The 22,730-nt window shown below is 59.7% G+C and carries 25 protein-coding genes, 2 tRNA genes and 2 pseudogenes; 8 read left to right on the forward strand and 21 right to left on the reverse strand.

Annotated features, from left to right (window positions below; all coding sequences use genetic code 11):
• Positions 1–4: 4 nt before the first annotated feature.
• From BT116_RS09850 to vapB, 11 genes and pseudogenes are all read right to left on the reverse strand, one after another.
• Positions 5–1,327 (reverse strand): tyrosine-type recombinase/integrase, encoded by a 1,323-nt coding sequence (locus BT116_RS09850; RefSeq protein ID WP_072342830.1) that lies wholly within the window; start codon positions 1,325–1,327, stop codon positions 5–7.
• Positions 1,328–1,510: 183 nt separating this feature from the next.
• Positions 1,511–1,586, reverse strand: a tRNA-Thr gene (locus BT116_RS09855).
• Positions 1,587–1,661: 75 nt separating this feature from the next.
• Positions 1,662–2,486 (reverse strand): FkbM family methyltransferase, encoded by an 825-nt coding sequence (locus tag BT116_RS09860; RefSeq protein ID WP_072342833.1) that lies wholly within the window; start codon positions 2,484–2,486, stop codon positions 1,662–1,664.
• Positions 2,487–2,796: 310 nt separating this feature from the next.
• Entirely contained in the window at positions 2,797–4,050 is a 1,254-nt protein-coding gene (locus tag BT116_RS09865; protein ID WP_072342835.1) for a methyltransferase, read from the reverse strand.
• Positions 4,031–4,720, reverse strand: coding sequence for an ABC transporter permease (locus tag BT116_RS09870; protein ID WP_063323380.1), 690 nt, complete (start codon positions 4,718–4,720; stop codon positions 4,031–4,033). The genes BT116_RS09865 and BT116_RS09870 overlap by 20 nt, the downstream gene beginning before the upstream one ends.
• The gene (locus tag BT116_RS09875; protein ID WP_063323379.1) at positions 4,717–5,412 is read right to left on the reverse strand and encodes an ABC transporter permease; all 696 of its coding nucleotides are present in this window, start codon (positions 5,410–5,412) and stop codon (positions 4,717–4,719) included. Before BT116_RS09875 ends, BT116_RS09870 begins: the two co-directional genes overlap by 4 nt.
• Positions 5,413–5,490: 78 nt before the next feature.
• Entirely contained in the window at positions 5,491–6,246 is a 756-nt protein-coding gene (locus BT116_RS09880; protein ID WP_072342838.1) for an ABC transporter substrate-binding protein, read from the reverse strand.
• Between the two features lie 13 nt (positions 6,247–6,259).
• Complete coding sequence (locus BT116_RS09885) at positions 6,260–7,033, reverse strand: ABC transporter ATP-binding protein (protein WP_014336086.1); 774 nt, start codon at positions 7,031–7,033, stop codon at positions 6,260–6,262.
• A gap of 301 nt (positions 7,034–7,334) precedes the next feature.
• Positions 7,335–7,835, reverse strand: coding sequence for a hypothetical protein (locus BT116_RS09890; protein ID WP_072342840.1), 501 nt, complete (start codon positions 7,833–7,835; stop codon positions 7,335–7,337).
• A gap of 164 nt (positions 7,836–7,999) precedes the next feature.
• Positions 8,000–8,242: pseudogene (locus BT116_RS09895) on the reverse strand (PIN domain-containing protein); the annotation flags it as partial.
• On the reverse strand, positions 8,211–8,459 hold the full coding sequence (gene vapB / locus BT116_RS09900; RefSeq protein WP_072342878.1) for a type II toxin-antitoxin system VapB family antitoxin: 249 nt from the start codon (positions 8,457–8,459) through the stop codon (positions 8,211–8,213). The gene vapB and the pseudogene BT116_RS09895, both read right to left, overlap by 32 nt.
• Before the next feature lie 179 nt (positions 8,460–8,638).
• On the opposite strand from vapB, the gene BT116_RS09905 reads away from it, so the two are divergent.
• Positions 8,639–9,088 carry a peptidase associated/transthyretin-like domain-containing protein gene (locus BT116_RS09905; protein ID WP_072342843.1) on the forward strand — a complete coding sequence of 150 codons (450 nt, stop codon included), beginning with the start codon at positions 8,639–8,641 and terminating at the stop codon, positions 9,086–9,088.
• 9 nt (positions 9,089–9,097) lie between these two features.
• On the opposite strand, the gene BT116_RS09910 is transcribed toward BT116_RS09905, so the two are convergent.
• The 9 genes and pseudogenes from BT116_RS09910 to BT116_RS09950 all read right to left on the reverse strand — a co-directional run bounded on the left by BT116_RS09910 (position 9,098) and on the right by BT116_RS09950 (position 16,168).
• Complete coding sequence (locus BT116_RS09910; RefSeq protein ID WP_072342846.1) at positions 9,098–9,541, reverse strand: hypothetical protein; 444 nt, start codon at positions 9,539–9,541, stop codon at positions 9,098–9,100.
• 177 nt (positions 9,542–9,718) lie between these two features.
• Positions 9,719–10,769: pseudogene (locus BT116_RS09915) on the reverse strand (YhcG family protein).
• A 223-nt stretch (positions 10,770–10,992) separates the two neighbouring features.
• Positions 10,993–11,400 (reverse strand): hypothetical protein, encoded by a 408-nt coding sequence (locus BT116_RS09920; protein ID WP_072342849.1) that lies wholly within the window; start codon positions 11,398–11,400, stop codon positions 10,993–10,995.
• 61 nt (positions 11,401–11,461) lie between these two features.
• Positions 11,462–11,791, reverse strand: coding sequence for a DHCW motif cupin fold protein (locus BT116_RS09925; protein ID WP_063323371.1), 330 nt, complete (start codon positions 11,789–11,791; stop codon positions 11,462–11,464).
• A gap of 117 nt (positions 11,792–11,908) precedes the next feature.
• A tRNA-Phe gene (locus tag BT116_RS09930) sits at positions 11,909–11,984 on the reverse strand.
• A gap of 102 nt (positions 11,985–12,086) precedes the next feature.
• Positions 12,087–12,359 (reverse strand): oxidative damage protection protein, encoded by a 273-nt coding sequence (locus tag BT116_RS09935; protein ID WP_003196814.1) that lies wholly within the window; start codon positions 12,357–12,359, stop codon positions 12,087–12,089.
• A complete protein-coding gene (gene mutY, locus BT116_RS09940) occupies positions 12,356–13,423 on the reverse strand; it encodes an A/G-specific adenine glycosylase (RefSeq protein WP_072342851.1) in 1,068 nt (355 codons plus the stop codon). The genes BT116_RS09935 and mutY overlap by 4 nt, the downstream gene beginning before the upstream one ends.
• On the reverse strand, positions 13,420–15,651 hold the full coding sequence (locus BT116_RS09945) for an AsmA family protein (protein ID WP_072342853.1): 2,232 nt from the start codon (positions 15,649–15,651) through the stop codon (positions 13,420–13,422). Before BT116_RS09945 ends, mutY begins: the two co-directional genes overlap by 4 nt.
• Before the next feature lie 118 nt (positions 15,652–15,769).
• Positions 15,770–16,168, reverse strand: coding sequence for an acetyl-CoA sensor PanZ family protein (locus tag BT116_RS09950; protein WP_072342856.1), 399 nt, complete (start codon positions 16,166–16,168; stop codon positions 15,770–15,772).
• A gap of 261 nt (positions 16,169–16,429) precedes the next feature.
• On the opposite strand from BT116_RS09950, the gene BT116_RS09955 reads away from it, so the two are divergent.
• From BT116_RS09955 to BT116_RS09985, 7 genes are all read left to right on the forward strand, one after another.
• Positions 16,430–18,091: an OFA family MFS transporter gene (locus BT116_RS09955; RefSeq protein ID WP_072342858.1), complete on the forward strand. Its 1,662-nt coding sequence runs from the start codon at positions 16,430–16,432 to the stop codon at positions 18,089–18,091.
• A gap of 297 nt (positions 18,092–18,388) precedes the next feature.
• Positions 18,389–18,982, forward strand: a complete 594-nt coding sequence (gene hisB, locus BT116_RS09960) for an imidazoleglycerol-phosphate dehydratase HisB (protein WP_003186751.1) — start codon at positions 18,389–18,391, stop codon at positions 18,980–18,982.
• Positions 18,982–19,620: an imidazole glycerol phosphate synthase subunit HisH gene (gene hisH, locus BT116_RS09965; protein WP_072342861.1), complete on the forward strand. Its 639-nt coding sequence runs from the start codon at positions 18,982–18,984 to the stop codon at positions 19,618–19,620. The genes hisB and hisH overlap by 1 nt, the downstream gene beginning before the upstream one ends.
• Positions 19,620–19,874, forward strand: coding sequence for a DUF2164 domain-containing protein (locus BT116_RS09970; RefSeq protein ID WP_003186749.1), 255 nt, complete (start codon positions 19,620–19,622; stop codon positions 19,872–19,874). The genes hisH and BT116_RS09970 overlap by 1 nt, the downstream gene beginning before the upstream one ends.
• Before the next feature lie 42 nt (positions 19,875–19,916).
• Positions 19,917–20,654, forward strand: coding sequence for a 1-(5-phosphoribosyl)-5-[(5-phosphoribosylamino)methylideneamino]imidazole-4-carboxamide isomerase (hisA, locus tag BT116_RS09975; protein ID WP_063323366.1), 738 nt, complete (start codon positions 19,917–19,919; stop codon positions 20,652–20,654).
• 9 nt (positions 20,655–20,663) lie between these two features.
• On the forward strand, positions 20,664–21,434 hold the full coding sequence (hisF, locus tag BT116_RS09980; protein WP_003196830.1) for an imidazole glycerol phosphate synthase subunit HisF: 771 nt from the start codon (positions 20,664–20,666) through the stop codon (positions 21,432–21,434).
• Positions 21,435–21,497: 63 nt separating this feature from the next.
• Positions 21,498–22,244: a substrate-binding periplasmic protein gene (locus BT116_RS09985; protein ID WP_072342863.1), complete on the forward strand. Its 747-nt coding sequence runs from the start codon at positions 21,498–21,500 to the stop codon at positions 22,242–22,244.
• 168 nt (positions 22,245–22,412) lie between these two features.
• Here the strand turns inward: BT116_RS09985 and BT116_RS09990 are convergent.
• Positions 22,413–22,730: IS4 family transposase (locus BT116_RS09990; RefSeq protein WP_305883630.1), on the reverse strand; the 318-nt coding region annotated here is incomplete at its 5' end.

Consider the following 22,730-nt stretch of genomic DNA (forward strand, 5'->3'; position numbering starts at 1 on the left):
CGGCCTACTCCCTCAAGCGGCTTTTCGCCTTGAGCCGCGTGACGTTCGTCCCGGTCTGGTTTGCAAACTCGTGTGGAGTGACATGCTCCTGCTGGTTGGCCTCTAGATACCGGCTCCACCAGTTCATGATCAGCCTGCGCTCCTCGATGAACTCGGCCTTGTGGATGTAAGCGGCTCGGACGTTGTTGCGTTCCTTGTGGCTCATCTGCCTTTCAATGGCAGTCTCGGACCACAGTCCTGACTCGATCAGTGCGCTGCAGGCCATCGAACGAAACCCATGTCCGCAGATATCGGTTTTGGTGTCGTATCCCATCGTCCGTAGCGCGTTGTTCACCGTGTTTTCGGACATGGGCTTCCAGGGTTTGGCATCACCTGCGAAGACCAATGCGAATTTACCTGTGAGCGTATGGATTTGTTCGAGTAGCGTCACCGCTTGCGGCGATAAGGGTACAAGGTGGATGTCCCCGGCCATCTTCGTACCCCTTGTGGAAAAGGGTACTCCCTCCAGCGCTGGCCGAGTGTCTGGGATTTCCCAGGTGCCGCGTTTGAGGTCGAACTCGCTCCAGCGTGCGAAACGCAGCTCGCTGGAGCGTACAAACACATGCAGCGACAGCATCACCGTCAGACGAGTAAGTGCCCGGCCTTTATAGGTGTCGATCCGCTCCTGCAGTTCCGGCAGTCGCGATAAGGGTAGAGCGGGGCGATGTACCACCCGCGGGGCTTTGATCGAGCCTTCGAGGTCGTAAGCAGGGTTTACAGTGATAAGCCGGAGGCGTTTTGCCTCTCGCATGATGCTTTGAAGGTAGTTTTGTACCCTTAAAGCAACGTCTATCGTTCCGCGCTTCTTGATCGCTTCCAAGGGCTGCATAAGGTCATGGGTGTCGAGATCAACAATGGCGCGTGCGCCGATCAGCGGGAATACGTGGGTTTTGAGGCGGCTCATCACTGTCTTGGAATGGCCAGGTGCCCACTTGGCCGACATTTCCGTATGCCAGTCGAGCGCAACGCTTTCAAAGGTTCTGCCTTTGATTACGGCTTCCGCCTTAGCTTGGTGCTTGGTCTCTATAGGATCAACGCCATCCGCCAGCATTCGCTTGACTTCCAAGCGCTTGCGGCGCGCATCGGCGAGGCCAATGACGGGGTAGTTGCCGAACGAGGTCAGTCCTTCCCGTCCGTCAGGTTTGACGTAACGGAGCCGCCAGCCTTTGCGGCCATTGGGTTGGACTAGGAGGTAGAGGCCATCGCCGTCGAAAAGCTTGTAGGCGCGGTCTGTAGGTTTTGCCAAGCGGCAAGCTGCGTCGGAGAGCGGAGCTGTGGTGCGCGACATAAGGGTACTCCCTTTTATCGAAGTGACCTGTATCCCAAACTCTACCCTTAAAACGGTTGGAATCCACCAGTTTCTGACGGAAACCGATGGAACGCCAAAACGAAAAAACCCGCCAGAAGGCGGGTTTTTCGGGGGTTTTTCGGGGGTTTCAGAGATTTTGAAAGCCTTCTCTGGAACCTTGTATGGTGCCGGCACCAGGAGTCGAACCCGGGACCTACTGATTACAAGTCAGTTGCTCTACCAACTGAGCTATACCGGCGTGTGGGCGACGATTATAGCGATTGGGTGCGTTCTGTAAACCCCTGAATTCTGACTATTTTTGCGCAGGTCCGGCTTAGGCGCGGTGCAGCAGGTTGCGCAGTTTGTTCAGGGCGCGCCAGGTGCGGCTGTTTTGCATGGCGTGGAGTTGGGATTCGGCCTGTTCGGCGCGTTGCAGGGCGGCGCTGAGTTGTTGGTCGGTGTCGTCGATGGGGTGGCTGAATTTGTGGCCTTTGCAGAGTTGGAAGCCGTCGAGGTTGCACGGGGGGATGTCGAAGGCGGGTTTGAGGGCCAGGTGTTCTTCGGCGAGGTAGTAGGTGTTGATGCCGTCGAACAGGATGGGCTGGTAGCCGGCGTCGGTCACCAGGGTTTCCCAGGTCTGGTCGCGGGCCCATGGGGTTTCGATGAGGATGATCCAGGGGCGCCAACGGCCGAAGTCCATGCCGCGCAGCACGGTTTCTTCGTGGCCTTCGACGTCGATCTTCAGGAAGTGGATGGGGCGATCCTGGGCGTATTGCTCGCAGATGGAGGCCAGGGTGCGGGACTGGACGGTCTGGGTGCCCACGTCCATGCCGGCGTCGCGGTGTTGTTGGGCGACGTTGGCTTCTACCGTGGACAGGCCGGTGTTGGCGATGGTGTAGAAGGTCAGGCTTTCGGCGTTTTCGCCGGCCACGCATTGCAGGTTGATGTCGTGGGGGCGTTGTTGGCAGAGGGCGTCGTAGTAGGCCGGTACGGGTTCGATGTTGATGCCGCGCCAGCCGCGGTCGTAAAACGCTCGGGTGACTGAATCATCTGTCGGATGGTTGGCGCCGACGTCGAGGTAAAAGCCGTTTTCCACCGATTTGAGGGCGCGCCACAGCCGTATGTCTTCGAAGTTTTGAGCGTAGGAAATGAACGTCACGGCCAGTCCTTGAGTGTGTCGGCGTTGTGTCAATCACGATACGTTTGGCTGTTGTATAGCACGGGCGCGGTGGACGCAATTGTTGGCGCGGAGCAGCACTGAATTCGGCGGTTATGTCGTTTTGCTTAGACGCTTATGCACAACGGGCAGGAAGAGACGCAAGGCATCTTGCGATTTTGTGACCGCTTTCGCGTTTCATCGCAAATGCCTGTTTTCATGGTTTTTTATCCATATGAACAAAAAATGACCAATGCTGATTCGGTCAGGAAATCACGGATTTCTTGGATCCGAGTTTATTTCATCAACAGAGTTATCCACAGGCTGTTTCGTCTCGGCGACGCTCTGCCAGCAACAGCAGGTTGCGCGGCGTCAGCGGGGTTTCGCAGAAGGTGCCGAGGCGAACGTCGTAGCCTTTTTGAGTGAGGAAAAGCGCCCGGTCCAGTACCAGCCAAAGCTCTAGCGGTCGTCGGAAAAGGCCTCGCAGCAACTCCAGGTTGCGCACCTCGGCCAGGCGTTGATGGCCCGCTGCTTCCAGGGCGACCCAATCAGGCGTACCAACTGTGGATAAGTCTTTCAGGGTTGCCAGATCGGTGCAGTATTGGGCGAAGGATTTTTCCAGCCAGGCGCTGGGCAGTGAGGGGGTGGACAGGTAGTCGTCGCACCCTCTGATGTGCCGTTGCAGCAGGTCGAAGCCCAGGCGCCGGGCCATGGATTGGTCCCGTTGTCTTCTGACGCGCGCGCCAGCGGTGACGGTTTCGGTCAGCGGCAGGCTGAGATCGTCGAGCGACAGCTGTAGGGCTGAGCCCTTGGCCGCGTCGGACAGCGCTTGATAACGCTCGCTGCTGATGCGGTTGTAACAGCAGGGCGCGATCGCCAGTTGGGCACAGCCAGCGGCGCTGGCCAGGTGTATCAAGCGCACATGCAGGTCGCCACAGGCGTGCAGGGCCACTGGCGTGTGTCCGGGATGGAGCGCCTGGGTGGCGTCCGCCGCCAGCACATCTTGTTGCAGGTGTGTGGCGGGCAGGTGATGGCGCAGGCTCAGTTGTTGGCCGCTGGCGACCAGTGCGGGGTCATACTCCAGGCAAGTCAGTTGCTGTTCAGCCTGCAGCAGGCGTCGACCGAGGTGGCCTTTGCCGGCGCACCAATCGAGCCAATGGGTCGGTTGGGTGGTGAAGTGCAGGCGGCTGGCGAAGGCTTCGATCTGCTGCCATTTGCGCCCGGGCACGTCGACGTTGAGGCGATGGCTTGGCGCTTCGAGCGTGCTGGCCGGCAATTCTGCGACAGCGCTCAATGCCCGGGAGATAGCGGCCAATTCCGGGAATGGCGCCGGCGCGTCTTTCATCAACCACGGCTGATGATGGTCGTTTTCCGCAGCTTCCAGCGGGCGCTGGCGTAGCCATCGGGACAATTCCGGGTGGGACGTTTCCCAAGGCAGTTGCAGATGGGTGAACGGACGCGGTTTCCACAGTGCCTGGTGCGCCGTGAGAAAAGTATCCAGCGCCGTGAAGCGGGCGAGCAGAGCCTCGCCCGTCAGCACGTCGCAGTCAGCGCCCTTGGCAGGCATCGACGCGCAACCAGCGCTCCAGCTGCTTGAAGCCTTGCACCAGTAGGTAGGACATCAGCAGGTAGAACATGCCGGCCGCAAAGAAAATCTCCACCGGCAGGTAGGTCCGGGCAATGATGGTGCGGGCCATGCCGGTGAGTTCAAGCAAGGTCACGGTACTCGCCAGGGCGCTGGCCTTGAGCATCAGGATCACTTCGTTGCTGTAGGCCGGCAGGCCGATGCGCGCGGCACGGGGAAGCATGATGTAGAACAACGCCTTGGGCCGCGACATGCCCAGGGCCCGTGCAGCTTCGATCTCGCCACGGGGAATGGCCTGGATCGCACCGCGCAGGATCTCGGCGATGTAGGCAGCGGTGTGCAGGGTCATGGTGGCCGTGGCGCACCAGAACGGGTCCCGCAGGTACGGCCACATTGCACTGCTGCGCACGGCTTCGAACTGCGCCAGGCCGTAGTAGACCAAAAACAGCTGGACCAACAGCGGCGTGCCACGGAAAAAGAAGATGTAGGCATAGGGCAATGCCCGCACTTGCCACAGGCGCGAAGAGCGCGCGATGCCCAGTGGAATCGCCAGCAGCAGCCCGGCGAGCACGGCGATGGCCACCAGCTCCAGGGTCAGTGTCGCGCCTTGGGCCAGCTTGGGCAGCCACTTGATGATGACGTCCCAGTTCATTGGGTACTCCTGGTAAATCCACGGGCGGCGCGTCGTTCCAGCAGGTGCATGCCGATCATGGCGAGCACCGTCAGGCCCAGGTACATGAACGCCGCGACCATATAGAAAGTGAACGGTTGCTTGGACACGGTCACGCCGATTTCCGCATGGCGCATGATTTCTTCCAGGCCGATCACCGAGACCAGCGCGGTGTCTTTCATCAGGATCATGAACAGGTTGCCCAGGCCGGGCAGGGCAATGCGCCACATCTGCGGCATGATCAACCGAGTGAAGATCCGCCACTTCGACAGGCCCAGGGCGACACCGGCCTCACGGTGGCCTTTGGGGATCGCCAGGATCGCGCCGCGAAACACTTCCGTGGCGTAGGCGCCAAAACACAGGCCCAGGGCAATGACACCAGCGGCGAAGGCATCGAGGGTGAGATCGGGGTTGCCGAAATACTCACCCAGGGCACGCAGCAGGTTGACGGTGCCGAAATAGATCAGCAGCACCCAGAGCAATTCCGGGATGCCGCGAACCAGCGTCGAATAGGTGCCGCCTAGCCATTGCAGCGGCTTGTACGGCGAGGTCTTGGCCAAGGCGCCGAGCAGGCCGAGCACCAGCCCCAGGCAGAGGGCCGTGAGTGCCAATTTGACGGTCATCAGCGCGCCGGCGGCAAGCGCCGGGCCGAATCCGTAGAGATCGATCATCATGGGTAAGAATTCATATCGCGGCAGGCTTTGCTAAGGGCCGGCGCTGCCAGACGGCTGCGCCGGCCAGGCACGTCAGTATCAATAGATGCTGAACGGGAAGTACTTGTCGTTGATCTTTTTATAGGTCCCGTCGGCAAGGATTTCCTTGAGTGCGGCGTTCAGCTTGTTGCGCAGCTCGTCGTTACCCTTGCGCACCGCAATGGCGATCTTGTCACCTTCCACCACCGGGTCCCCCTTGAATTCGTAAGCACGGCCAGCTTCGGTTTTCAGCCAGTCGTAGTTCACGTATTTGTCGGCCAGGATCGCGTCGACGCGGCCGGAGGTCAGGTCCAGGTAGGCGTTTTCCTGGGTGTCGTAGAGCTTGGCGGTGATATCGCTGCCCAGTTCGTCTTCCAGCCAGGTGCCGGCGAGGGTAGAGCGCTGTGCCCCGATGACCTTGCCCTTGAGAGATTCTTTATCGACTTTGAAGTCGACGTTTTTCGGTGCGATGAATTGCAGTTTGTTGGAGTAGTAAGGATCGGTGAAGTCCACGGCTTGCTTGCGCTCGTCGTTGACCGACAGCGAAGAAATCAGGAAGTCGAACTTCTTGGCCATCAGGGCGGGAATGATGCCGTCCCAGTTGGAAGTGACCACTTCACACTCGACTTTCATCTTGGCGCACAGGGCGTCGCCGATGTCTTTATCGAACCCCACGACCTGGCCGCTGGCATCCTTGTTGTTGAACGGCGGATAGGCCGCTTCGATGCCCATCTTCATTTTTTCGGCCGCCATGGCGCTGGCCGAGAAGACCAGGCCGGCCGCTGCGGCCAGGAGGAATTTCTTGTAGCTCTGCATGTGTACTGCTCCGTTAGCGGTTGCTGGACATGAATTGTTTGCAGCGCGCCGAAAGCGGGTTCTCGAAGACCTGCTGTGGCGATCCTTGCTCCTCGACCAAGCCTTGATGAAGGAACACGACTTCGCTGGAAACCTGACGGGCGAAGCCCATTTCATGGGTGACCAGCAGCATGGTGCGTCCTTCTTCGGCCAGGGCGCGGATCACACTAAGTACTTCCTGGACCATTTCCGGGTCAAGGGCGGAGGTGGGTTCGTCGAACAGAATCACCTTGGGCTGCATCGCCAGTGTGCGAGCAATGGCCGCGCGTTGTTGCTGGCCGCCAGACAGTTCGGCCGGGTAGGCGTGGCGCTTGTCGGCGATACCGACCTTGGCCAGCAGAGCTTCGGCCACTTCGACGGCTTCGGCCTTGCTTTGGCCAAGCACCCGGCGCGGCGCTTCGATGATGTTATCGAGCACGCTCATGTGCGGCCAAAGGTTGAAGTTCTGGAAGACAAAACCGATCTCGCTGCGCAGGCGGTTGATCTGTTTGCCGTCGGCGGCGACCAGTTCACCGTTTTTCGCGGCCTTGAGCTTGAGCTCTTCGCCGGCCACCAGGATCTGGCCCTGGTTGGGGTTTTCCAGCAGGTTGATGCAGCGCAGGAATGTGGATTTACCGGACCCGGAGGATCCGAGGATCGAGATCACATCGCCGTCGCGGGCGGTCAGCGAGACGCCTTTGAGCACCTCCAACTGTCCGTAGCGTTTGTGCAGATTGCGGATTTCAAGCGCGGGCGTGGCCTGGGCCATGTGCGGTCCTCATGGTATGTGCTCCCTTGCTGTTGGCTGCCTTCCTTGGCGAGGCGGCCAAGCTAGCATGCGTCCGAATGGCAGCCAACAGCGCTACGGGGGGTAAACCAATGATGTGCGGCAGGTTGTCGCATCGGCACAGCAGACTGTCGCGCCTTCAACAACCGAACGGCCGTTTGAACCTGGTTTACCGGTGAAAAGTCCGGGGAGTCGCGTAAAAAAAGGCGCGATGGTGCCAGCTTTGGGCGGGGGTTGGAAGGGTTAATCGGATGAGCGTTGCCGCGATCAAAAGTCTGTTGGGTTACTCGGGAGCGTCCTCGAGATCCCACAGTATTTTGAGAGCCTCTTTGAAGCTGGCTCGTGCAATTTCGAAATCCGCCTGTACTTCAGGGCTGTGAAGCCAAAGCTCCGCTGCTTCCCGATCGATATCGTCAGCCCACATTCGATAAGCGATCAGGGTATTTTCGACCAGGTTTTGGACGGCCGCGGTTTCGTTTTCGGCATTTTCACGATTCAGAAGCTCGGGCTGTTCACTCGTCATCACAAAGATTAATCCGAGCATCCTGCTCATCATGTCAATGCGCCCCGACTCTTCTTCGGCGTCATGCATCTCATAAAACAGCGACAAGAAGTCTCTTGGGCGTTCTGCGAGTTCGTCTTGCAGGGCATCCAGGAAGTACGGATCGTCGTACTCAGGAAGATCAAACGCCACGGCAGCAGGCTTTGTACGACTGACGCGTAGTTGCTTGGCTTTTGTTTTTGCACGCTTGGCGCGTTTTTGTTGCTTGTTCGCGGAGGCCATGGGCGTGGTTCCGTTATTTTGTTGAAAAAAGAGTCATGAAATCTGTGGGAGCGAGCTTGCTCGCGATGGCAGAAGCCAACAAAGATGAGGATTGATGGCCCCATCGCGAGCTACTTCCACAGGAGCCTTGATGGAGCGGTATTTTAACTTCAAGCCCCCCGAAGTTATAACCCTGGCGTCGTCGCTGTGATCCGGTCCTCGATGCGCAGGCCCGGGACTCTATCAAATTCCCTTCGATTGTTGGTCACTACGATCAGCCCTCGAGAACGGGCATGGCCTGCGATCATTTGGTCGTAGGGGCCGATCGGCTTGCCAATTTTTGCCAGCTCGGCTCGGATCATTCCGGTATGCGCTGCGCCTTCATAATCAAAAACTTCAAGCCGGGCACAGAACCCAGACAGGCTCGCGCTCCTGATCGGCAGGCTGTTCACGCTCTGCCATAAAATCTGCTGTCACGGAGTCTCCATCGAACCCGCTATCCCACGCTTCGCCAACGGGTGTGATGACGCGTGCTCTGCCTATGGCAATCACGTCTACACGCTTTACATCGTTTGGCATCGCAACTGCTTTGGGTAGCCGGACGGCCTGGCTGCAATTACTCATGAAAAAGGTGGCTTGTTCGATGTGCAGTCCCTCTTGGAAATTCAAACTAAGCATAGAACCATGCGGGGATATGTCAGCCGGATATGCGTTGCGATGAATGGTTTTCTGATTCCGTTCATCGCCAATAGATCTAAACCTTGGCGTGTAACCACAATCAAAAGAGAACTCATGAGCTGTTTCCAGTACCTGGAGTCCTCGCCATGAAGCATAACCATTACTTTTTGTTGCCCTTCCTTCTGCTCGGCATGCTGTTGTTCCCGATTATGCTCAACGCCACCAGCCTGGCCCCGATAGACAGTGCCGGCGTGCAGGCCCAGCCGCAGCAACAGAACGGCATCACCTACTTGTCCGGTGGCATTGGCGAGGATGAAGCCCGGGCCATCGGGCAGGCCCAGGGTTACAACTTGCACATGACGTTCGCGGTTGGCCCGGAAAACAAGTACATCCCGGATGTGCATGTCGTCGTCCAGAACGCGGCGGGGCAAGTGCTGCTGACGCTGGATGAGGCGGGACCGTTGGTTTACGTACAGTTGCCGCCGGGCAAGTACACCGTGGTGGCGACACGCAACGGTGAGGCGCGGCGCGACACCGCCGACATCGGCAGCGGCGCCGCGCGCAACCTGGTGTTCCATTGGAACGGTGACGAATAACCGGCTGGTTTATTCGCTGGCCGGTTCTTCCATCGACTGGCGATAACGGTCCAGCGCCTCGCTGAAGTCCTGGATGAACTCCGGGGTGCTGAGCCAGCGCTGCGCCGTCTCGCGGTCCATGTCATCGACCCACATGCGGTAGTCCACCAGCATGTCGGCCGCCAGGTTGGTGGCGGCCATGCTTTCGTTTTCGGCGTTTTTCAGGTCGAGCAGGGGGCGTTCGCTGATCATCACGCTCAGGGACGCGAGCAGCGTATCGAGCATCTCACTGCGGCTTATCGCCTCGGCTTCGCGCAGCTTGGCGAACAGTTCCAGCACGTAGACCGGTGGCTGGGCGGTGGCGTGGGCCGGGTCGCCATACATCGGGATCGATTTGCGCCCGCTCATGCGGATCTGCTTGGCTTTGTCTTTGGCGCGCTTGGCGCGTTTTTGCTGTTTGTTCAGTGAGGCCATTGGGCTTCGGTTTCCAATTCGTTAGGGGGACAGTGCCCGGCTCAGTCGATTTTCGGCACGCTAAAGCGGAATTCGCTGCCCTGGCCTGGCTGGCTTTCGGCGTGCAGTTTACCGCCATGGGCCTGGATGATGCCCCTGCCAATTTGCAACGCCATCCTGATAGCGACTGTCTTCCCCTCAGACGTCAGGCCCGGTTGCCATTTCCTTAAGTCGGGCGCGTTCACGATCCAGTTCTCTGCTCAGCTCTTGCTCGGTGGGCAGTACCAGCTGGTACTGGCTGGCGAATAGCTGTTCGTTACCTTGCAGCACGGAATAACGCACCACCGATTCGTCTTTCTGGGCGCACAGAATGATGCCGACGGTGGGTTTGTCATCGGGGCCGCGCTTGAGGTCGTCGTAGAGGCGCACATACATGTCCATTTGCCCGATGTCCTGATGGCTCAGCTCACCACGTTTCAGGTCGACGATTACAAAACACTTGAGCAGATAGTTGTAGAAGACCAGGTCGAGGTAGAAGTCTTTGCTTTCGGTACTGATGCGATGCTGGCGGGCGATGAAGGCGAAGCCCTTGCCCAACTCAAGCAGGAATCCCTGTAATTGGTCAATCAGGGCCTGCTCCAGTTCTGTTTCCAGGAGAGTGCCGGCATTGGGCAGCCCGAGGAACTCCAGGACCACCGGATCCCTGACGATATCCCTGGGGCCGAGGTTCAGTTCCTTGAGATTGACGAGGGCCTCCTGCTCCACCGCCGGCCTGTCGCGGCTGGCCAGCAGGCGTTCGTAATAGAAAGTGCCGATCTGGCGTTCCAGGGCGCGGGTGGACCAGTTTTGCGTTGCGGCTTCGTTCATGTACCAATGACGTGCGTTGTCATTTTCAACACGGAGTAGCAGGCGATAGTGGGTCCAACTCAATTCGTGACGCAGTGCGTCACACATTGGAAATGCTTGATAAAAAAAGTCGCATATAGCGCAGATTAGACGCATCAAACCCCTTTCCAAACCGCGCCGTCAGCACTTTCGCCAGCGACGGTAGCAGACGTTTTCCATAAGCCGCTCGTTCGGCGCCTCCTTGCTCGAACTCAATGATATGTCGCCCGATCTGCCAGCACGTTTGCACCTGCAGGGTATCGACGGCGTGCAAGACCTTCTGGCGTGCCTGCTGGATCAATTGGCCGAGTTCACTGATCAGTGGCGCGAGCTGCGGGTCGTCTTGAGGTGAAATTGAAGTCATCGATGTGTCCAGCCATTGAGAGGGGGCGGACCCAAAGCATGCTCCAGAGGAAGTTTTGATGATGCAGGACCGGGCTGATTGGCCTGGAGGAAAAAAAGCTGATTCATGCAGGACGGATTTGACGCCGCCCTATGTCGATTGACCCTGGCTTGTAGGAGCTTTCTCTGATGGTTGTCGTCCACCGCAGGCGCTTTCATCGCAAAAGCGCTTGGCGGGATGACGGTCAGATCGAGCCTTGGGCCAGCGCCTGGGACGCGGCCACATAATCGGCCTGGAATGGCTTGCTTTCCACCCAGTCCAGCGCGGTCTGTTCATCCACGCCGGTGGTCAGACGGCGGTATTCGATCAATGCGGTAATGATGAAGTCGGTCGCTTCTTCCTCGCCTTCCTGTTCCAAAACCAGCGCCAGCAGTGGATGGGCCAGGAACGCTTCGCACATCGCCTTCTGGCTGACCTTTTCGGCGGCACTCATGAGTTGGAACAGCTCCGTCAGGTCCACGGTTTCAAGATCGATGCGCTCGTCGTTCGGGTCGAGGAAATCGTTCGGCGCAGCAGCACGCTGAGTGCGGTTCTGCTTGGCTTTCGCCTTGGCGCGCTGGCTGCGCTTGTGCTGTTTGTTCGCCGATGACATGGTCGGATTCCTGATGGATAAGGCCATCTATCCTACAGCCTCAACGCCGACGCTTCGAATCTCAATCCACTATGAAGAGCGTAGCCCCCGATGAAGTGGAGGAGCGATGAGGCTCGGCCTGGTCGGCCACCTGGTAGCTCATGCCGGGCCTGAGCAAGAATTGCCGGCCATCTTCAAGTTCAGTATTGAGCTCGCCCTTGAGGCAAAACAGGATGTGGCCCTTGGTGCACCAATGGTCGGCCAGGTACCCCGGCGTATATTCCACCATCCGCACGCGGATGCTCCCGAACTGTTGGGTGCGCCAATAAGCGGTTCCGGTGACGCCTTTGTGCTCGGTGGGTTCGATGGTTGACCAATCGGTGGTGCCAAAGGGGATGCCGGTGATGTCCATGTCGACTCGCTTGCTGGAGGGGGAGTGGACGAATGTAGCCGAGTCGATCAGGCGGAGAAAGGAAATCCCGGACAATAAAAAAACCCGATCAATTTCTTGATCGGGGTTTTCGGTATTTGGTGCCCAGAGACGGAATCGAACCGCCGACACGGGGATTTTCAATCCCCTGCTCTACCGACTGAGCTATCTGGGCAACGGGGCGCATTAAACGGGTTTTTCAGGGGGGCGTCAAGCACGTTTTCAAAAAATATTTAATTATTACCGTCGCTTACGATCCGCCCCCACGCGGGACAGCTTATTCGGACGGCGGTACGTAGCCTTCGGCCTTGGCGTAATCTTCGCCGGAAAAGTACTTGTCCATCTCGCCCTGAAGGTATTTGCGATCTTCAGCGTTCATCATGTTCAGGCGTTTTTCATTGATCAGCAGGGTCTGGTGTTTCTGCCAGTCGGCCCAGGCCTTGGCCGAGACATGGTCGTAGATATCCTGGCCCTTGGCACCCGGGAACGGTGCACGTTCCAGGCCTTCCAGTTCTTCTTTGTACTTGCGGCACATGATGGTGCGGGTCATTGCAACTCTCCTGCGTTCATTACGGCGGCCGCGCGTTCGAGCAAGGTTTTGACCGGGGCGGCAAGGCCCAGGCGCGGCGGGGTGGCGAGGTTATACCAGAGCCAGTCGGCCTCGGCCACGTGATGGCCGGTTTCCCGGACCCGGACCAGCCAGGGTTCGATCGCCAACTGGAAGTGGCTGAAGGTGTGCACCAGGCTTGGCATTTCCTGTTGGCTGCCCAACTCCAGCGAGTGTTGCAGGGCCAGATGCTGCAGGTCGTCGAGGTCGTCGAGTTCCGGCAGGCTCCACAGTCCGCCCCACAGCCCCGTGGAGGGGCGACGGTAAAGCAGGATTGCGCCTTCGTTGTTCGCCAGCATCGGCATCAAGGTGCGCTTCTTGGGCACTTCCTTGCGAGGCTTGGGAATCGGGTAGCGGGTTTCCAGGCCCAGCATGTGGGCCTCGCAGCCTTGCTTCAGCGGACAGAGCAGGCAACTGGGCTTGCTGCGAGTACAGAGCGTGGCGCCCAGGTCCATCATCGCCTGGGTGTAGGCGTTGACCCGGTCTTGCGGCGTGAAGCGCTCGGCGGTGGCCCACAGCTGTTTCGCCACCTTGGGTTCGCCTGGGTAGCCTTCCTGGGCGGTGAAGCGCGCCAGTACCCGCTTGACGTTGCCATCGAGGATCGGTGCCCGCAGGCCCATGCTGATGCTGGCGATGGCGCCGGCGGTGGACAGGCCGATCCCCGGCAACTCGGTGAGTTTTTCCACGTCACGGGGAAATTCGCCGCCGTACTGCTCGACGACGATTTTCGCGGTTTTCTGCAAGTTGCGTGCACGGGTGTAATAGCCCAGCCCGGTCCACAGGTGCAGCACTTCGTCCTCCGGCGCGGCGGCCAGGGCTTGAACGGTGGGCAGCGAGGCCATGAACCGGTCGAAGTAGTTGAGCACCGTACTGACCTGGGTCTGCTGCAACATGATTTCCGAAACCCACACCCGATAGGGCGAGATGGCCTGTTGCCAGGGCAAATCGTGGCGCCCGTGGCGGTCGAACCAGTCCAGTACGGCGGTGGAAAACTGTTCGGCTCTCATCGCTTGAACAGCCCCTTGAGCGCATCTTTGAGTTCGGGGCTGACCTTATCGCCCAGCTTCTCATCGATCTTGTCGCCGAGACGGTCGCCGGCCAGTTTCGCCGCGACCTTGCCCAGCCCGTCGTTGTCCAGGCGGCAGGCCTTGGCGCCGAGTTCCAGTGGGCCGCGGCAGCGCAATGGCCATTCGACGTCGACGTAGCGTTCGTTGACCTGGCAGGCCGGGTCGGGCATATCGCTCTTGTCGCCTTCGACGATGACGCCGACGCGATAATCCATGCCCAGTACACGCAGGTCGATGTCGCCGTTGCCGTTGACGGTCATGCCGGGGATGCGGACTTTCAGGTCCGGGTTGTTGGCAACGCCATTGTTGAAGGTGAGATTGCCGTTGAGTTGCTGGAACGGCGTGTCCTTGCCCCGGGGTTCGCCGCTGAGGCTCTTGCGATTGAGGGTAGCGATGCCTTTGCACAATTGCTGTTCGAGGTTGGCATTGAGCAGCACGCCATCGTTGATGACGAACCCGGCGGTGCCGTTGAGGCTGTCGATCAGGGCTTTCTGGCTATTGCCGCTGGCGGTGATCGCGCTGTTGACGGTGACTAGGCCTTTGACCGGCGGATTCTTGCCCTGGCTTTCGATGATCTTTTCGGCAGGGACCCGATTGATGCGCGTTTGCAGGCTCAGTTGCGGCGTAGGCTGGCGCACGTCCAGGGTGCCCTTGGTTTCGAAGTTGCCGCTATACAGGTCGCCTCGCAGGTTCTCCAGGGTCAGCAGGCCGCCTCGGCCGGTGGCCTTGAGCGCAGCGTTCTGGATTGGCAGTTTATCGAGGGTCAGTTGCCCGAAGGCCAGGTCAGCATCGAGGTCCAGCTTGCTCAGGCGTTCCACTGGAAACAGTCGATCGTTACTCCAGGCGCCCTGGGTCGGGGCGCTTGGCAGTGGTGTACTGCCGGCACCGGCCATGGCGCTGGCTTCGGTGTTGCTGACTTCAGCCTCACGGGCCGCCTTGGAACTGTCGGCTTCGGCGGACTTTGGCGCCAGGTAGCGGTCGACGTTGAACGTGTCGGCCTTGAGCTGCGCGCGCAGGGACTGCTTGGCGAAGTCCTCCACGGCGATGCGACCGCTGAAGTTGCTGTCGTCCACTTTCAGGTTGATGTCGTTGAGCTCGACACTGGTTGGCGTACCGGCAATGCGGCTGGACAGTTCGACCTTGCTCAGGCTGCCTTCGGCCATGGCTGGGAGTTTCTGGCCGATGCTTTCGACGAACTTCGCCAAGTCGAACTGGGCGATGGACACGCCGCCATTCAATTGCGGGGTCTTGTCGAGGTCGTTGACCTTCAGTTCACCCAGGGCGCGCAGTTGATTGAGCGACAGCTTGATGCCGGTCCACTCGGCGACGTTTGCGGCTTTGTCCAGGAACAGTTGGCCTTGGACGGCGAAGTTCAGGGTCTTGCCCTGCAAGGGATCGCCGGTGGCTTCGCCGGACAGTTTCAGGTCTTCGAACTTGTAGCGCTTCAAGGCACGTTCGAAGCGCAGTTCCCCCGTCACTTCGGTGCGTACGCGTACGGCCGGCTGGTTGCTGGACAGGAATGCGGTCAGGGTGACTGGAATGTTGGTGGAATCGTGAACCGGACCGGTGCTCAGTTGGATGCTTTCGGCCGTGAACAGCTTGCCGGTCTGCTCGTCGGTGTATTCGACCCGGGCGTTGTTCACGGTCAGGCTATCGATATCCAGTCGGGTCGGCTGGGCAGGTTTTTCTGCCGGGGTACTGACGGGCGGGGTCGGTTGTTGGGATGGCACGGGGGCCGGCGCGTTCGCCGTCGACGCAGAGGCCGGCACCTTGCCGATGTCTTCCCAGTTGCCGTGCCCGTTCTTGTCACGATTGAGCCGCAGGTTCAGGCCTTCGACCCGCACATCGCTCATCTGTACTTCCCGGCGCAGCAGCGGTATTACCCGGACCGAAAGGCCGAGCATCTGCAGGTCAGCGAAAGGCTGGGTCGGACTGGCCAAGGTCGCGACGCTGGCATCGTGCAACTCAAGGCCCAGCCACGGAAACAGGCTCCAGCCGATGTCGCCATTGAGGGTCAGCTCGATGTGGGCCTTGTCGCGGGCTATCTGGCGGATCTCTTCTTTGTAGTCGTTGGGATCGAACAGGTGGGTCAGGGCAAAGCCCAGGGCCACAATGATCAGCAACAGCCCGAGAAGTACCAGACCCAGGATTTTGCCGAACGCTTTCATGGGCGAATCCTTGTAGGTTGAGTTCAAAATTTAGCCGGGAGTATAACGCCCCGAATTAGTGGCGCGTTGGGTGATCGTGTCTCACTCCCTCGCCACAGGGATTTGTGTTCGGCTTTAACTAGCGTTCGTCCAGCGGCAATTTCAATTTGGCCGCCAACGCCTGGGCCGGCAGATGCCCGGTCGGGGCCAACAAGTGCAGCTCGGCACCGCTTGGTGCGGCCATTCGCCGAGCTTCGCTCACCAGCCGTTCAGCCACGCCACGGCGACGGGTAATGTTTCGCACGCACAGGTGGGACAAGCGCCAGGCGTTCTGGTGCCGTTGCAGGCGTGCTGCGCCGAGCAGTCGGTCATTGGAGCGTGCCGCGATCAGCGAGCCTTCCTCGAGGCATTGCTCGATCAGTTGTGTGGCATCGCTAAACGGGTCGAACAGCCAGGCCGGGGCATCCCGGTAGATTTTCTGCAGGTCCTGTTGATCCTGACAGCTGGCGTCGGTAATGAGCTCGACAACGATGGGTATGGAAATTCCTGAAAAAATAAATCGTTAGCCCCCTATAGAAAGCCAGCGGGCGTGCGATAAGACAGATGGCACGAAAAAGGTGATGTCACTTTGGTTTTTCTGCCGCGAGCAAATGGTAACCTTTGCCCGTTCGTCCGTCCTTCTGCGACTTGATGTCGCACACTATGGAGCTTCACCAGAAAATACAGCCATGCCTGCGTGCAATGAAGGCTGAGGGTGACGCGTGGCTGACGGACCATTCCAATAACTGGGGGATACACAATGAGCACGAGCATCACGGCTGGCGGCATCGCCGACCAGCCAGCGTTCCTCTCCAAAGAGCGCATCATCGCCAAGCCCGGTTTCAACCGGTGGTTGGTTCCACCGGCCGCACTGGCTATTCACCTCTGCATCGGCATGGCCTACGGCTTCTCGGTGTTCTGGCTGCCACTGTCCAAAGCCTTGGGGATCACCAAGCCCGTGGCCTGTGCACCGGATATGAGCTTCATCTCGCAAGTCTTTTCGTCCCAATGTGACTGGCCGATCTCGATGCTCGGTTGGATCTACACCCTGTTCTTCATCTTCCTGGGTTGCTCGGCAGCTATCTGGGGCGGCTGGCTGGAACACGCCGGGCCGCGCAAGGCCGGTGTTGTATCGGCATTGTGCTGGTGCGGCGGCCTGGTGATTTCCGCGTTGGGTATCTATACCCACCAGATCTGGCTGATGTGGATCGGTTCCGGCGTGATCGGCGGTATCGGCCTGGGCCTGGGCTATATCTCCCCGGTGTCGACCCTGATCAAGTGGTTCCCGGACAAGCGCGGCATGGCCACTGGCATGGCGATCATGGGCTTCGGCGGTGGTGCGATGGTCGGTGCTCCACTGGCCGCTGCGCTGATGAACCATTTCGCTTCGCCGGCAGGCGTGGGCGTATGGCAGAGCTTCCTGGTCATGGCTGCGATCTACTTCGTGTTCATGATCGGTGGTGCCTTGTCGTACCGCGTCCCGCCAACCGGTTGGAAGCCTGAAGGCTGGACCCCGGCACCGAAGAAAGCCGCGAACGCGATGATCACCCATCGCCACGTTCACGTGAACGTGGCCTGGAAAACCCCGCAGTTCCGTCTGGTATGGCTGGTGCTGTGCCTGAATGTATCCGCCGGTATCGGCATCCTCGGCATGGCTTCGCCACTGTTGCAGGAAGTGTTCGGCGGCAAATTGCTCGGCAATGACCTGCCTTTCGGTCAGCTGGATGCCGCGCAACTGGGCCAGATCGCAGCCATCGCGGCTGGTTTCACCGGTCTGCTGAGCCTGTTCAACATCGGCGGTCGGTTCTTCTGGGCATCCTTCTCGGATTACCTGGGTCGCAAAAACACCTATTTCGTGTTCTTCGCCTTGGGCTTTGCCCTGTACGCGCTGATCCCGAACCTGGGTCACCTGGGCAGCGTTGCGCTGTTCGTGGCAGCGTTCTGCATCATCCTGTCGATGTACGGCGGCGGTTTCGCCACTGTGCCGGCCTACCTGGCGGACCTGTTCGGTACGCAAATGGTCGGCGCGATCCACGGTCGTCTGCTGACTGCCTGGGCGGCGGCGGGCGTGCTGGGTCCGGTCCTGGTGAACTACCTGCGTGAATATCAGCTGAGCATCGGCGTTGAACGTGCCGCGGCCTATGACATCACCTTGTATATCCTCGCCGGCCTGCTGGTGCTGGGCTTCCTGTGCAACCTGCTGGTCCGCCCGGTCGCCGACAAGTACTTCATGACCGACGCAGAACTGGCCGCCGAACAGGCGCTGGGCCATGACAAAGGCGCCGACAGCACCACTTCGCTGGAGTGGAAAGCCGCGCCGGGCACCAAGCCCCTGGCAATCGCCGCCTGGCTGGTGGTGGGCATTCCGTTGGCGTGGGGTGTGTGGGTGACCCTGCAGAAAACGGCAGTGTTGTTCCATTAAGAGCGTTGCCCTGACCATCCGGTAAGGGCAAGCCTTGTGGGAGCGTATTTGTGTGGGAGCGAGCTTGCTCGCGATGAAGGTATGTCAGTCGACATCATGGTCGGCTGATCCACCGCTATCGCGAGCAAGCTCGCTCCCACATTTGCTTTTGGGTGACGTTGAAAGCTTGTATGGACATGTCTATCGCCGACAGCGCGGGAGACAACCCGTCAGGGATATCACCTCCCGTGTTTCTGTTTGCCGCTCGCGCCCCTATAATGGCTGCCTTTTTCGCCCAATGATTTTGCGGAGCTGGTGATGGCCGAACGTAAGGCGTCTGTCGAGCGCGACACTCTGGAAACCCAGATCAAAGCCTCGATCAACCTGGATGGCACCGGAAAGGCCCGGTTTGATATCGGCGTGCCTTTTCTCGAGCACATGCTGGACCAGATCGCCCGTCACGGGCTGATCGACCTGGACATCGTCAGCAAGGGCGACCTGCATATCGACGACCACCACACGGTGGAAGACGTCGGTATCACCTTGGGCCAGGCCTTTACCAAAGCCATCGGCGACAAAAAAGGCATCCGTCGCTACGGCCATGCCTACGTGCCGCTCGATGAGGCGCTGTCGCGTGTGGTCATCGACTTCTCCGGCCGTCCGGGCCTGCAGATGCATGTGCCGTACACCCGTGCCACCGTCGGCGGCTTCGACGTCGACCTGTTCCAGGAATTCTTCCAGGGCTTCGTCAACCACGCCAACGTGACCTTGCATATCGACAACCTGCGCGGGCACAACACCCACCACCAGATCGAAACCGTGTTCAAGGCTTTCGGCCGCGCCCTGCGCATGGCTGTGGAGCTCGATGACCGCATGGCCGGCCAGATGCCTTCCACCAAGGGCGTCCTGTAATGCAGACGGTCGCGGTTATCGACTACGGCATGGGCAACCTGCACTCGGTGGCCAAGGCCCTCGAGCACGTGGGTGCCGGCAAGGTGCTGATCACCAGCGATGCCGACGTGATTCGCGAAGCTGACCGGGTGGTGTTTCCCGGCGTCGGTGCGATTCGCGATTGCATGGCCGAGATTCGTCGCCTGGGCTTCGACAAGCTGGTGCACGAAGTCAGCCAGGACCGTCCGTTCCTTGGCATCTGCGTGGGCATGCAAGCCTTGCTCGAGCGCAGCGAAGAGAACGACGGCGTCGATTGCATCTCCATGTTTCCAGGCCAGGTGAAGTTTTTCGGCAAGGACCTGCATGAAGACGGCGAGCACCTGAAAGTCCCGCACATGGGCTGGAACGAAGTGAAACAGACGGTGGATCACCCGCTGTGGCACAACATCCCGGATCTGGCGCGCTTCTACTTCGTGCACAGCTACTACATCGCCGCCGGCAATGCGCGGCAGGTGGTGGGCAGCGGTCACTATGGCGTCGATTTCGCCGCGGCCCTGGCCGATGGCTCGCGCTTCGCCGTGCAGTTCCACCCCGAGAAGAGCCATACCCATGGCCTGCAACTGTTGCAGAACTTCGCAGCGTGGGACGGGCGCTGGTAATGGCCCGCAAGAAACCGCCGATCCTCACCCTCACGCCCGAGCAGGAGAGTGAGGCGAACCGCAAGATCCAGCGGTTCATGGAGGAGCGTTTCGAGCTGGACCTGGGCTCGTTCGAAGCGGCGGAGATTCTTGACCTGTTTACCCGCGAAATTGCTCCGCACTATTACAACAGGGCGATTTTCGATGTGCAGACGCACCTTAAAGAAAGGTTCGAAAGCATTGAAAGCGACTTGTGGGCGCTCGAGAAAAATTGATTTTCGAGCCAAGCTGAATATTCGTATTTGAAGGTTTGCCAGATGCTGATTATCCCCGCTATCGATCTCAAGGACGGCGCTTGCGTACGTCTGCGTCAGGGCCGCATGGAAGACTCCACGGTGTTTTCCGATGACCCGGTGAGCATGGCCGCCAAGTGGGTGGAGGGCGGCTGCCGTCGCCTGCATCTGGTCGACCTCAATGGCGCCTTCGAAGGGCAGCCGGTCAACGGTGAAGTGGTCACGGCCATCGCCAAGCGTTATCCGAACCTGCCGATCCAGATCGGCGGCGGCATTCGCTCGCTGGAAACCATCGAGCACTACGTCAAGGCCGGCGTGAGCTACGTGATCATCGGCACCAAGGCGGTGAAGGAGCCTGAGTTCGTCGCCGAAGCCTGCCGCGCCTTCCCGGGCAAGGTCATCGTTGGCCTGGACGCAAAAGACGGTTTCGTCGCGACCGACGGCTGGGCTGAAGTCAGCACTGTGCAGGTGATCGACCTGGCCAAGCGTTTCGAGGCCGATGGCGTATCTGCCATTGTCTACACCGACATCGCCAAGGACGGCATGATGCAGGGCTGCAATGTCCCGTTCACCGCCGCGCTGGCTGCCGCCACCAGGATTCCGGTGATCGCCTCCGGTGGCATCCACAACCTGGGTGACATCAAGGCACTGCTCGACGCCAAGGCGCCGGGCATCATCGGTGCGATCACCGGTCGCGCGATCTACGAAGGCACCCTGGACGTCGCCGAGGCCCAGGCCTTCTGCGACTCCTACAAAGGCTGAGGACTCATCATGGCGCTGGCCAAACGCATCATCCCTTGCCTGGACGTGGACAACGGCCGGGTGGTCAAGGGCGTCAAGTTCGAGAACATCCGTGATGCCGGCGACCCGGTGGAAATCGCCCGTCGCTACGACGAACAGGGTGCGGACGAGATCACCTTCCTCGACATCACGGCCAGCGTCGATGGCCGCGATACCACGCTCCATACCGTCGAGCGCATGGCCAGCCAGGTGTTCATCCCGCTGACCGTGGGCGGTGGCGTGCGTACCGTGCAGGACATCCGCAACCTGCTCAATGCCGGTGCCGACAAGGTGTCGATCAACACCGCGGCGGTGTTCAACCCGGAATTCGTCGGCGAAGCGGCCCAGCACTTCGGCTCGCAGTGCATTGTCGTGGCCATCGATGCCAAGAAAGTCTCCGGCCCGGGCGAAACCCCGCGCTGGGAAATCTTCACCCACGGTGGCCGCAAGCCCACGGGCCTCGATGCCGTGGAGTGGGCGAAGAAGATGGAAGGCCTGGGCGCCGGTGAAATCCTGTTGACCAGCATGGACCAGGACGGCATGAAAAACGGCTTCGACCTGGGCGTCACCCGCGCCATCAGCGATGCCCTGGGCATTCCTGTGATCGCTTCCGGCGGTGTCGGCAACCTGCAACACCTGGCCGACGGCATCCTGGAAGGCCATGCCAGCGCGGTGCTGGCGGCGAGCATTTTCCACTTTGGCGAGTACACCGTGCCGGAAGCCAAGGCCTACATGGCGCATCGCGGTATCTGCATTCGCTGATCGCTGGACACCATGGCGGGCCCAAGGCACTCTTGGGCACACCATGGATTGCGGTAGCCCGACATGCTCAAACGCCTCGTTCTTGCCTTTGCCGGTGCCACGCTGTTGCTCGCAGGCACCGTCCGCGCCGCTGATACATCGCTGGTGTTGCTGACGGAAAACTTCCCACCGTACAACATGGCCAAGAACGGCAAGAACTTCGCCCAGGACGAGAACATCCATGGCATTGCCGTGGACGTCCTCCGCGAAGTCTTCAAACGCGCCGATATTTCCTACAGCCTGACGCTGCGTTTCCCCTGGGAGCGGATCTACAAACTCGCCTTGGAAAACCCTGGCTACGGTGTGTTTGTCACGGCGCGTTTGCCGGAGCGTGAAAAGCTTTTCAAATGGGTTGGCCCCATCGGTCCGGATGATTGGATCATGCTTGCCAAGGCCGATAGCAAGATCGCCCTAGGCTCGCTGGAGCAGGCGCGCCAGTACAAGGTGGGTGCCTACAAGGGCGACGCGATTGCCGAGACATTGGCCAAGCAAGGGCTTAACCCGATTGTCGTGTTGCGCGACCAGGACAACGCTCGGAAACTGGTCAACGGCCAGATCGATCTATGGGCCACTGGCGATCCTGCCGGGCGTTATCTGGCGCGTCAGGAAGGGGTGACCGATCTCAAGACCGTGCTGCGCTTCAACAGTGCCGAGTTGTACCTGGCCTTGAACAAGGACGTGCCTGACGATGTGGTTGCCCGGCTTCAAAAGGCCCTGGATGAATTGCGCAAGGAAGGTGAAGTGGACGCGATCATGGCGCGGTATCTCTAAGGGCTGTACCCGCCGCATTGCCGCCATCGCGAGCAGGCTCGCTCCCACAAGGGACTGGCGGTTCGATCGTTCCCACGCTCCTGCGTGGGAATGCCGCCAGGGACGCTCCGCGTTCCGCTTCTGGAAGGTGACGCAGAGCGTCACGGGATGCATCCCCACGCAGAGCGCTCATCGTTCTACACAACTCTCGATGAGCGCACGCTGGGCTTCTAACGCGATAACAAACTCGCGTATTCGTTGCATCCCTATCCACATGGCCTTAGGGCCAGGAGGCCCGTCATTTTTGCGCCCTAAGTAGCCTCCCAGGCTTGTGACCAGTAAAACCATCTCGCCCAAAGAAGGTGGTACAGAGGGCGGTTGGCACCGTTTGACCACAACATAGGCCGCTTTCCATTCCGAAGCCTCAAACACCATCTCGCAGCTTAAATCCGGACAAGCACGTCCCAGCATCAGGCCGTAAAGCACGCGCCATGTGGTAATCAAGTA

Source organism: Pseudomonas sp. NFACC16-2 (genome assembly GCF_900119205.1).
GTDB lineage: Bacteria > Pseudomonadota > Gammaproteobacteria > Pseudomonadales > Pseudomonadaceae > Aquipseudomonas > Aquipseudomonas fluorescens_Q.

What these genes read in the sequence shown, in the direction of transcription:
- BT116_RS09945 (WP_072342853.1), bottom strand. Translation starts at nt 15,651, where the DNA reads ATGAAAGCGTTCGGCAAAATCCTGGGTCTGGTACTTCTCGGGCTGTTG.
- hisA (WP_063323366.1), top strand. Translation starts at nt 19,917, where the DNA reads ATGCTGATTATCCCCGCTATCGATCTCAAGGACGGCGCTTGCGTACGT.
- BT116_RS09850 (WP_072342830.1), bottom strand. Translation starts at nt 1,327, where the DNA reads ATGTCGCGCACCACAGCTCCGCTCTCCGACGCAGCTTGCCGCTTGGCA.
- BT116_RS09955 (WP_072342858.1), top strand. Translation starts at nt 16,430, where the DNA reads ATGAGCACGAGCATCACGGCTGGCGGCATCGCCGACCAGCCAGCGTTC.
- BT116_RS09920 (WP_072342849.1), bottom strand. Translation starts at nt 11,400, where the DNA reads ATGTCATCGGCGAACAAACAGCACAAGCGCAGCCAGCGCGCCAAGGCG.
- BT116_RS09935 (WP_003196814.1), bottom strand. Translation starts at nt 12,359, where the DNA reads ATGACCCGCACCATCATGTGCCGCAAGTACAAAGAAGAACTGGAAGGC.
- BT116_RS09970 (WP_003186749.1), top strand. Translation starts at nt 19,620, where the DNA reads ATGGCCCGCAAGAAACCGCCGATCCTCACCCTCACGCCCGAGCAGGAG.
- BT116_RS09870 (WP_063323380.1), bottom strand. Translation starts at nt 4,720, where the DNA reads ATGAACTGGGACGTCATCATCAAGTGGCTGCCCAAGCTGGCCCAAGGC.
- BT116_RS09885 (WP_014336086.1), bottom strand. Translation starts at nt 7,033, where the DNA reads ATGGCCCAGGCCACGCCCGCGCTTGAAATCCGCAATCTGCACAAACGC.
- hisH (WP_072342861.1), top strand. Translation starts at nt 18,982, where the DNA reads ATGCAGACGGTCGCGGTTATCGACTACGGCATGGGCAACCTGCACTCG.
- mutY (WP_072342851.1), bottom strand. Translation starts at nt 13,423, where the DNA reads ATGAGAGCCGAACAGTTTTCCACCGCCGTACTGGACTGGTTCGACCGC.
- BT116_RS09910 (WP_072342846.1), bottom strand. Translation starts at nt 9,541, where the DNA reads ATGGCCTCACTGAACAAACAGCAAAAACGCGCCAAGCGCGCCAAAGAC.
- BT116_RS09880 (WP_072342838.1), bottom strand. Translation starts at nt 6,246, where the DNA reads ATGCAGAGCTACAAGAAATTCCTCCTGGCCGCAGCGGCCGGCCTGGTC.
- BT116_RS09890 (WP_072342840.1), bottom strand. Translation starts at nt 7,835, where the DNA reads ATGGCCTCCGCGAACAAGCAACAAAAACGCGCCAAGCGTGCAAAAACA.
- BT116_RS09865 (WP_072342835.1), bottom strand. Translation starts at nt 4,050, where the DNA reads ATGCCTGCCAAGGGCGCTGACTGCGACGTGCTGACGGGCGAGGCTCTG.
- BT116_RS09925 (WP_063323371.1), bottom strand. Translation starts at nt 11,791, where the DNA reads ATGGACATCACCGGCATCCCCTTTGGCACCACCGATTGGTCAACCATC.
- BT116_RS09875 (WP_063323379.1), bottom strand. Translation starts at nt 5,412, where the DNA reads ATGATGATCGATCTCTACGGATTCGGCCCGGCGCTTGCCGCCGGCGCG.
- hisB (WP_003186751.1), top strand. Translation starts at nt 18,389, where the DNA reads ATGGCCGAACGTAAGGCGTCTGTCGAGCGCGACACTCTGGAAACCCAG.
- BT116_RS09905 (WP_072342843.1), top strand. Translation starts at nt 8,639, where the DNA reads ATGAAGCATAACCATTACTTTTTGTTGCCCTTCCTTCTGCTCGGCATG.
- BT116_RS09985 (WP_072342863.1), top strand. Translation starts at nt 21,498, where the DNA reads ATGCTCAAACGCCTCGTTCTTGCCTTTGCCGGTGCCACGCTGTTGCTC.
- hisF (WP_003196830.1), top strand. Translation starts at nt 20,664, where the DNA reads ATGGCGCTGGCCAAACGCATCATCCCTTGCCTGGACGTGGACAACGGC.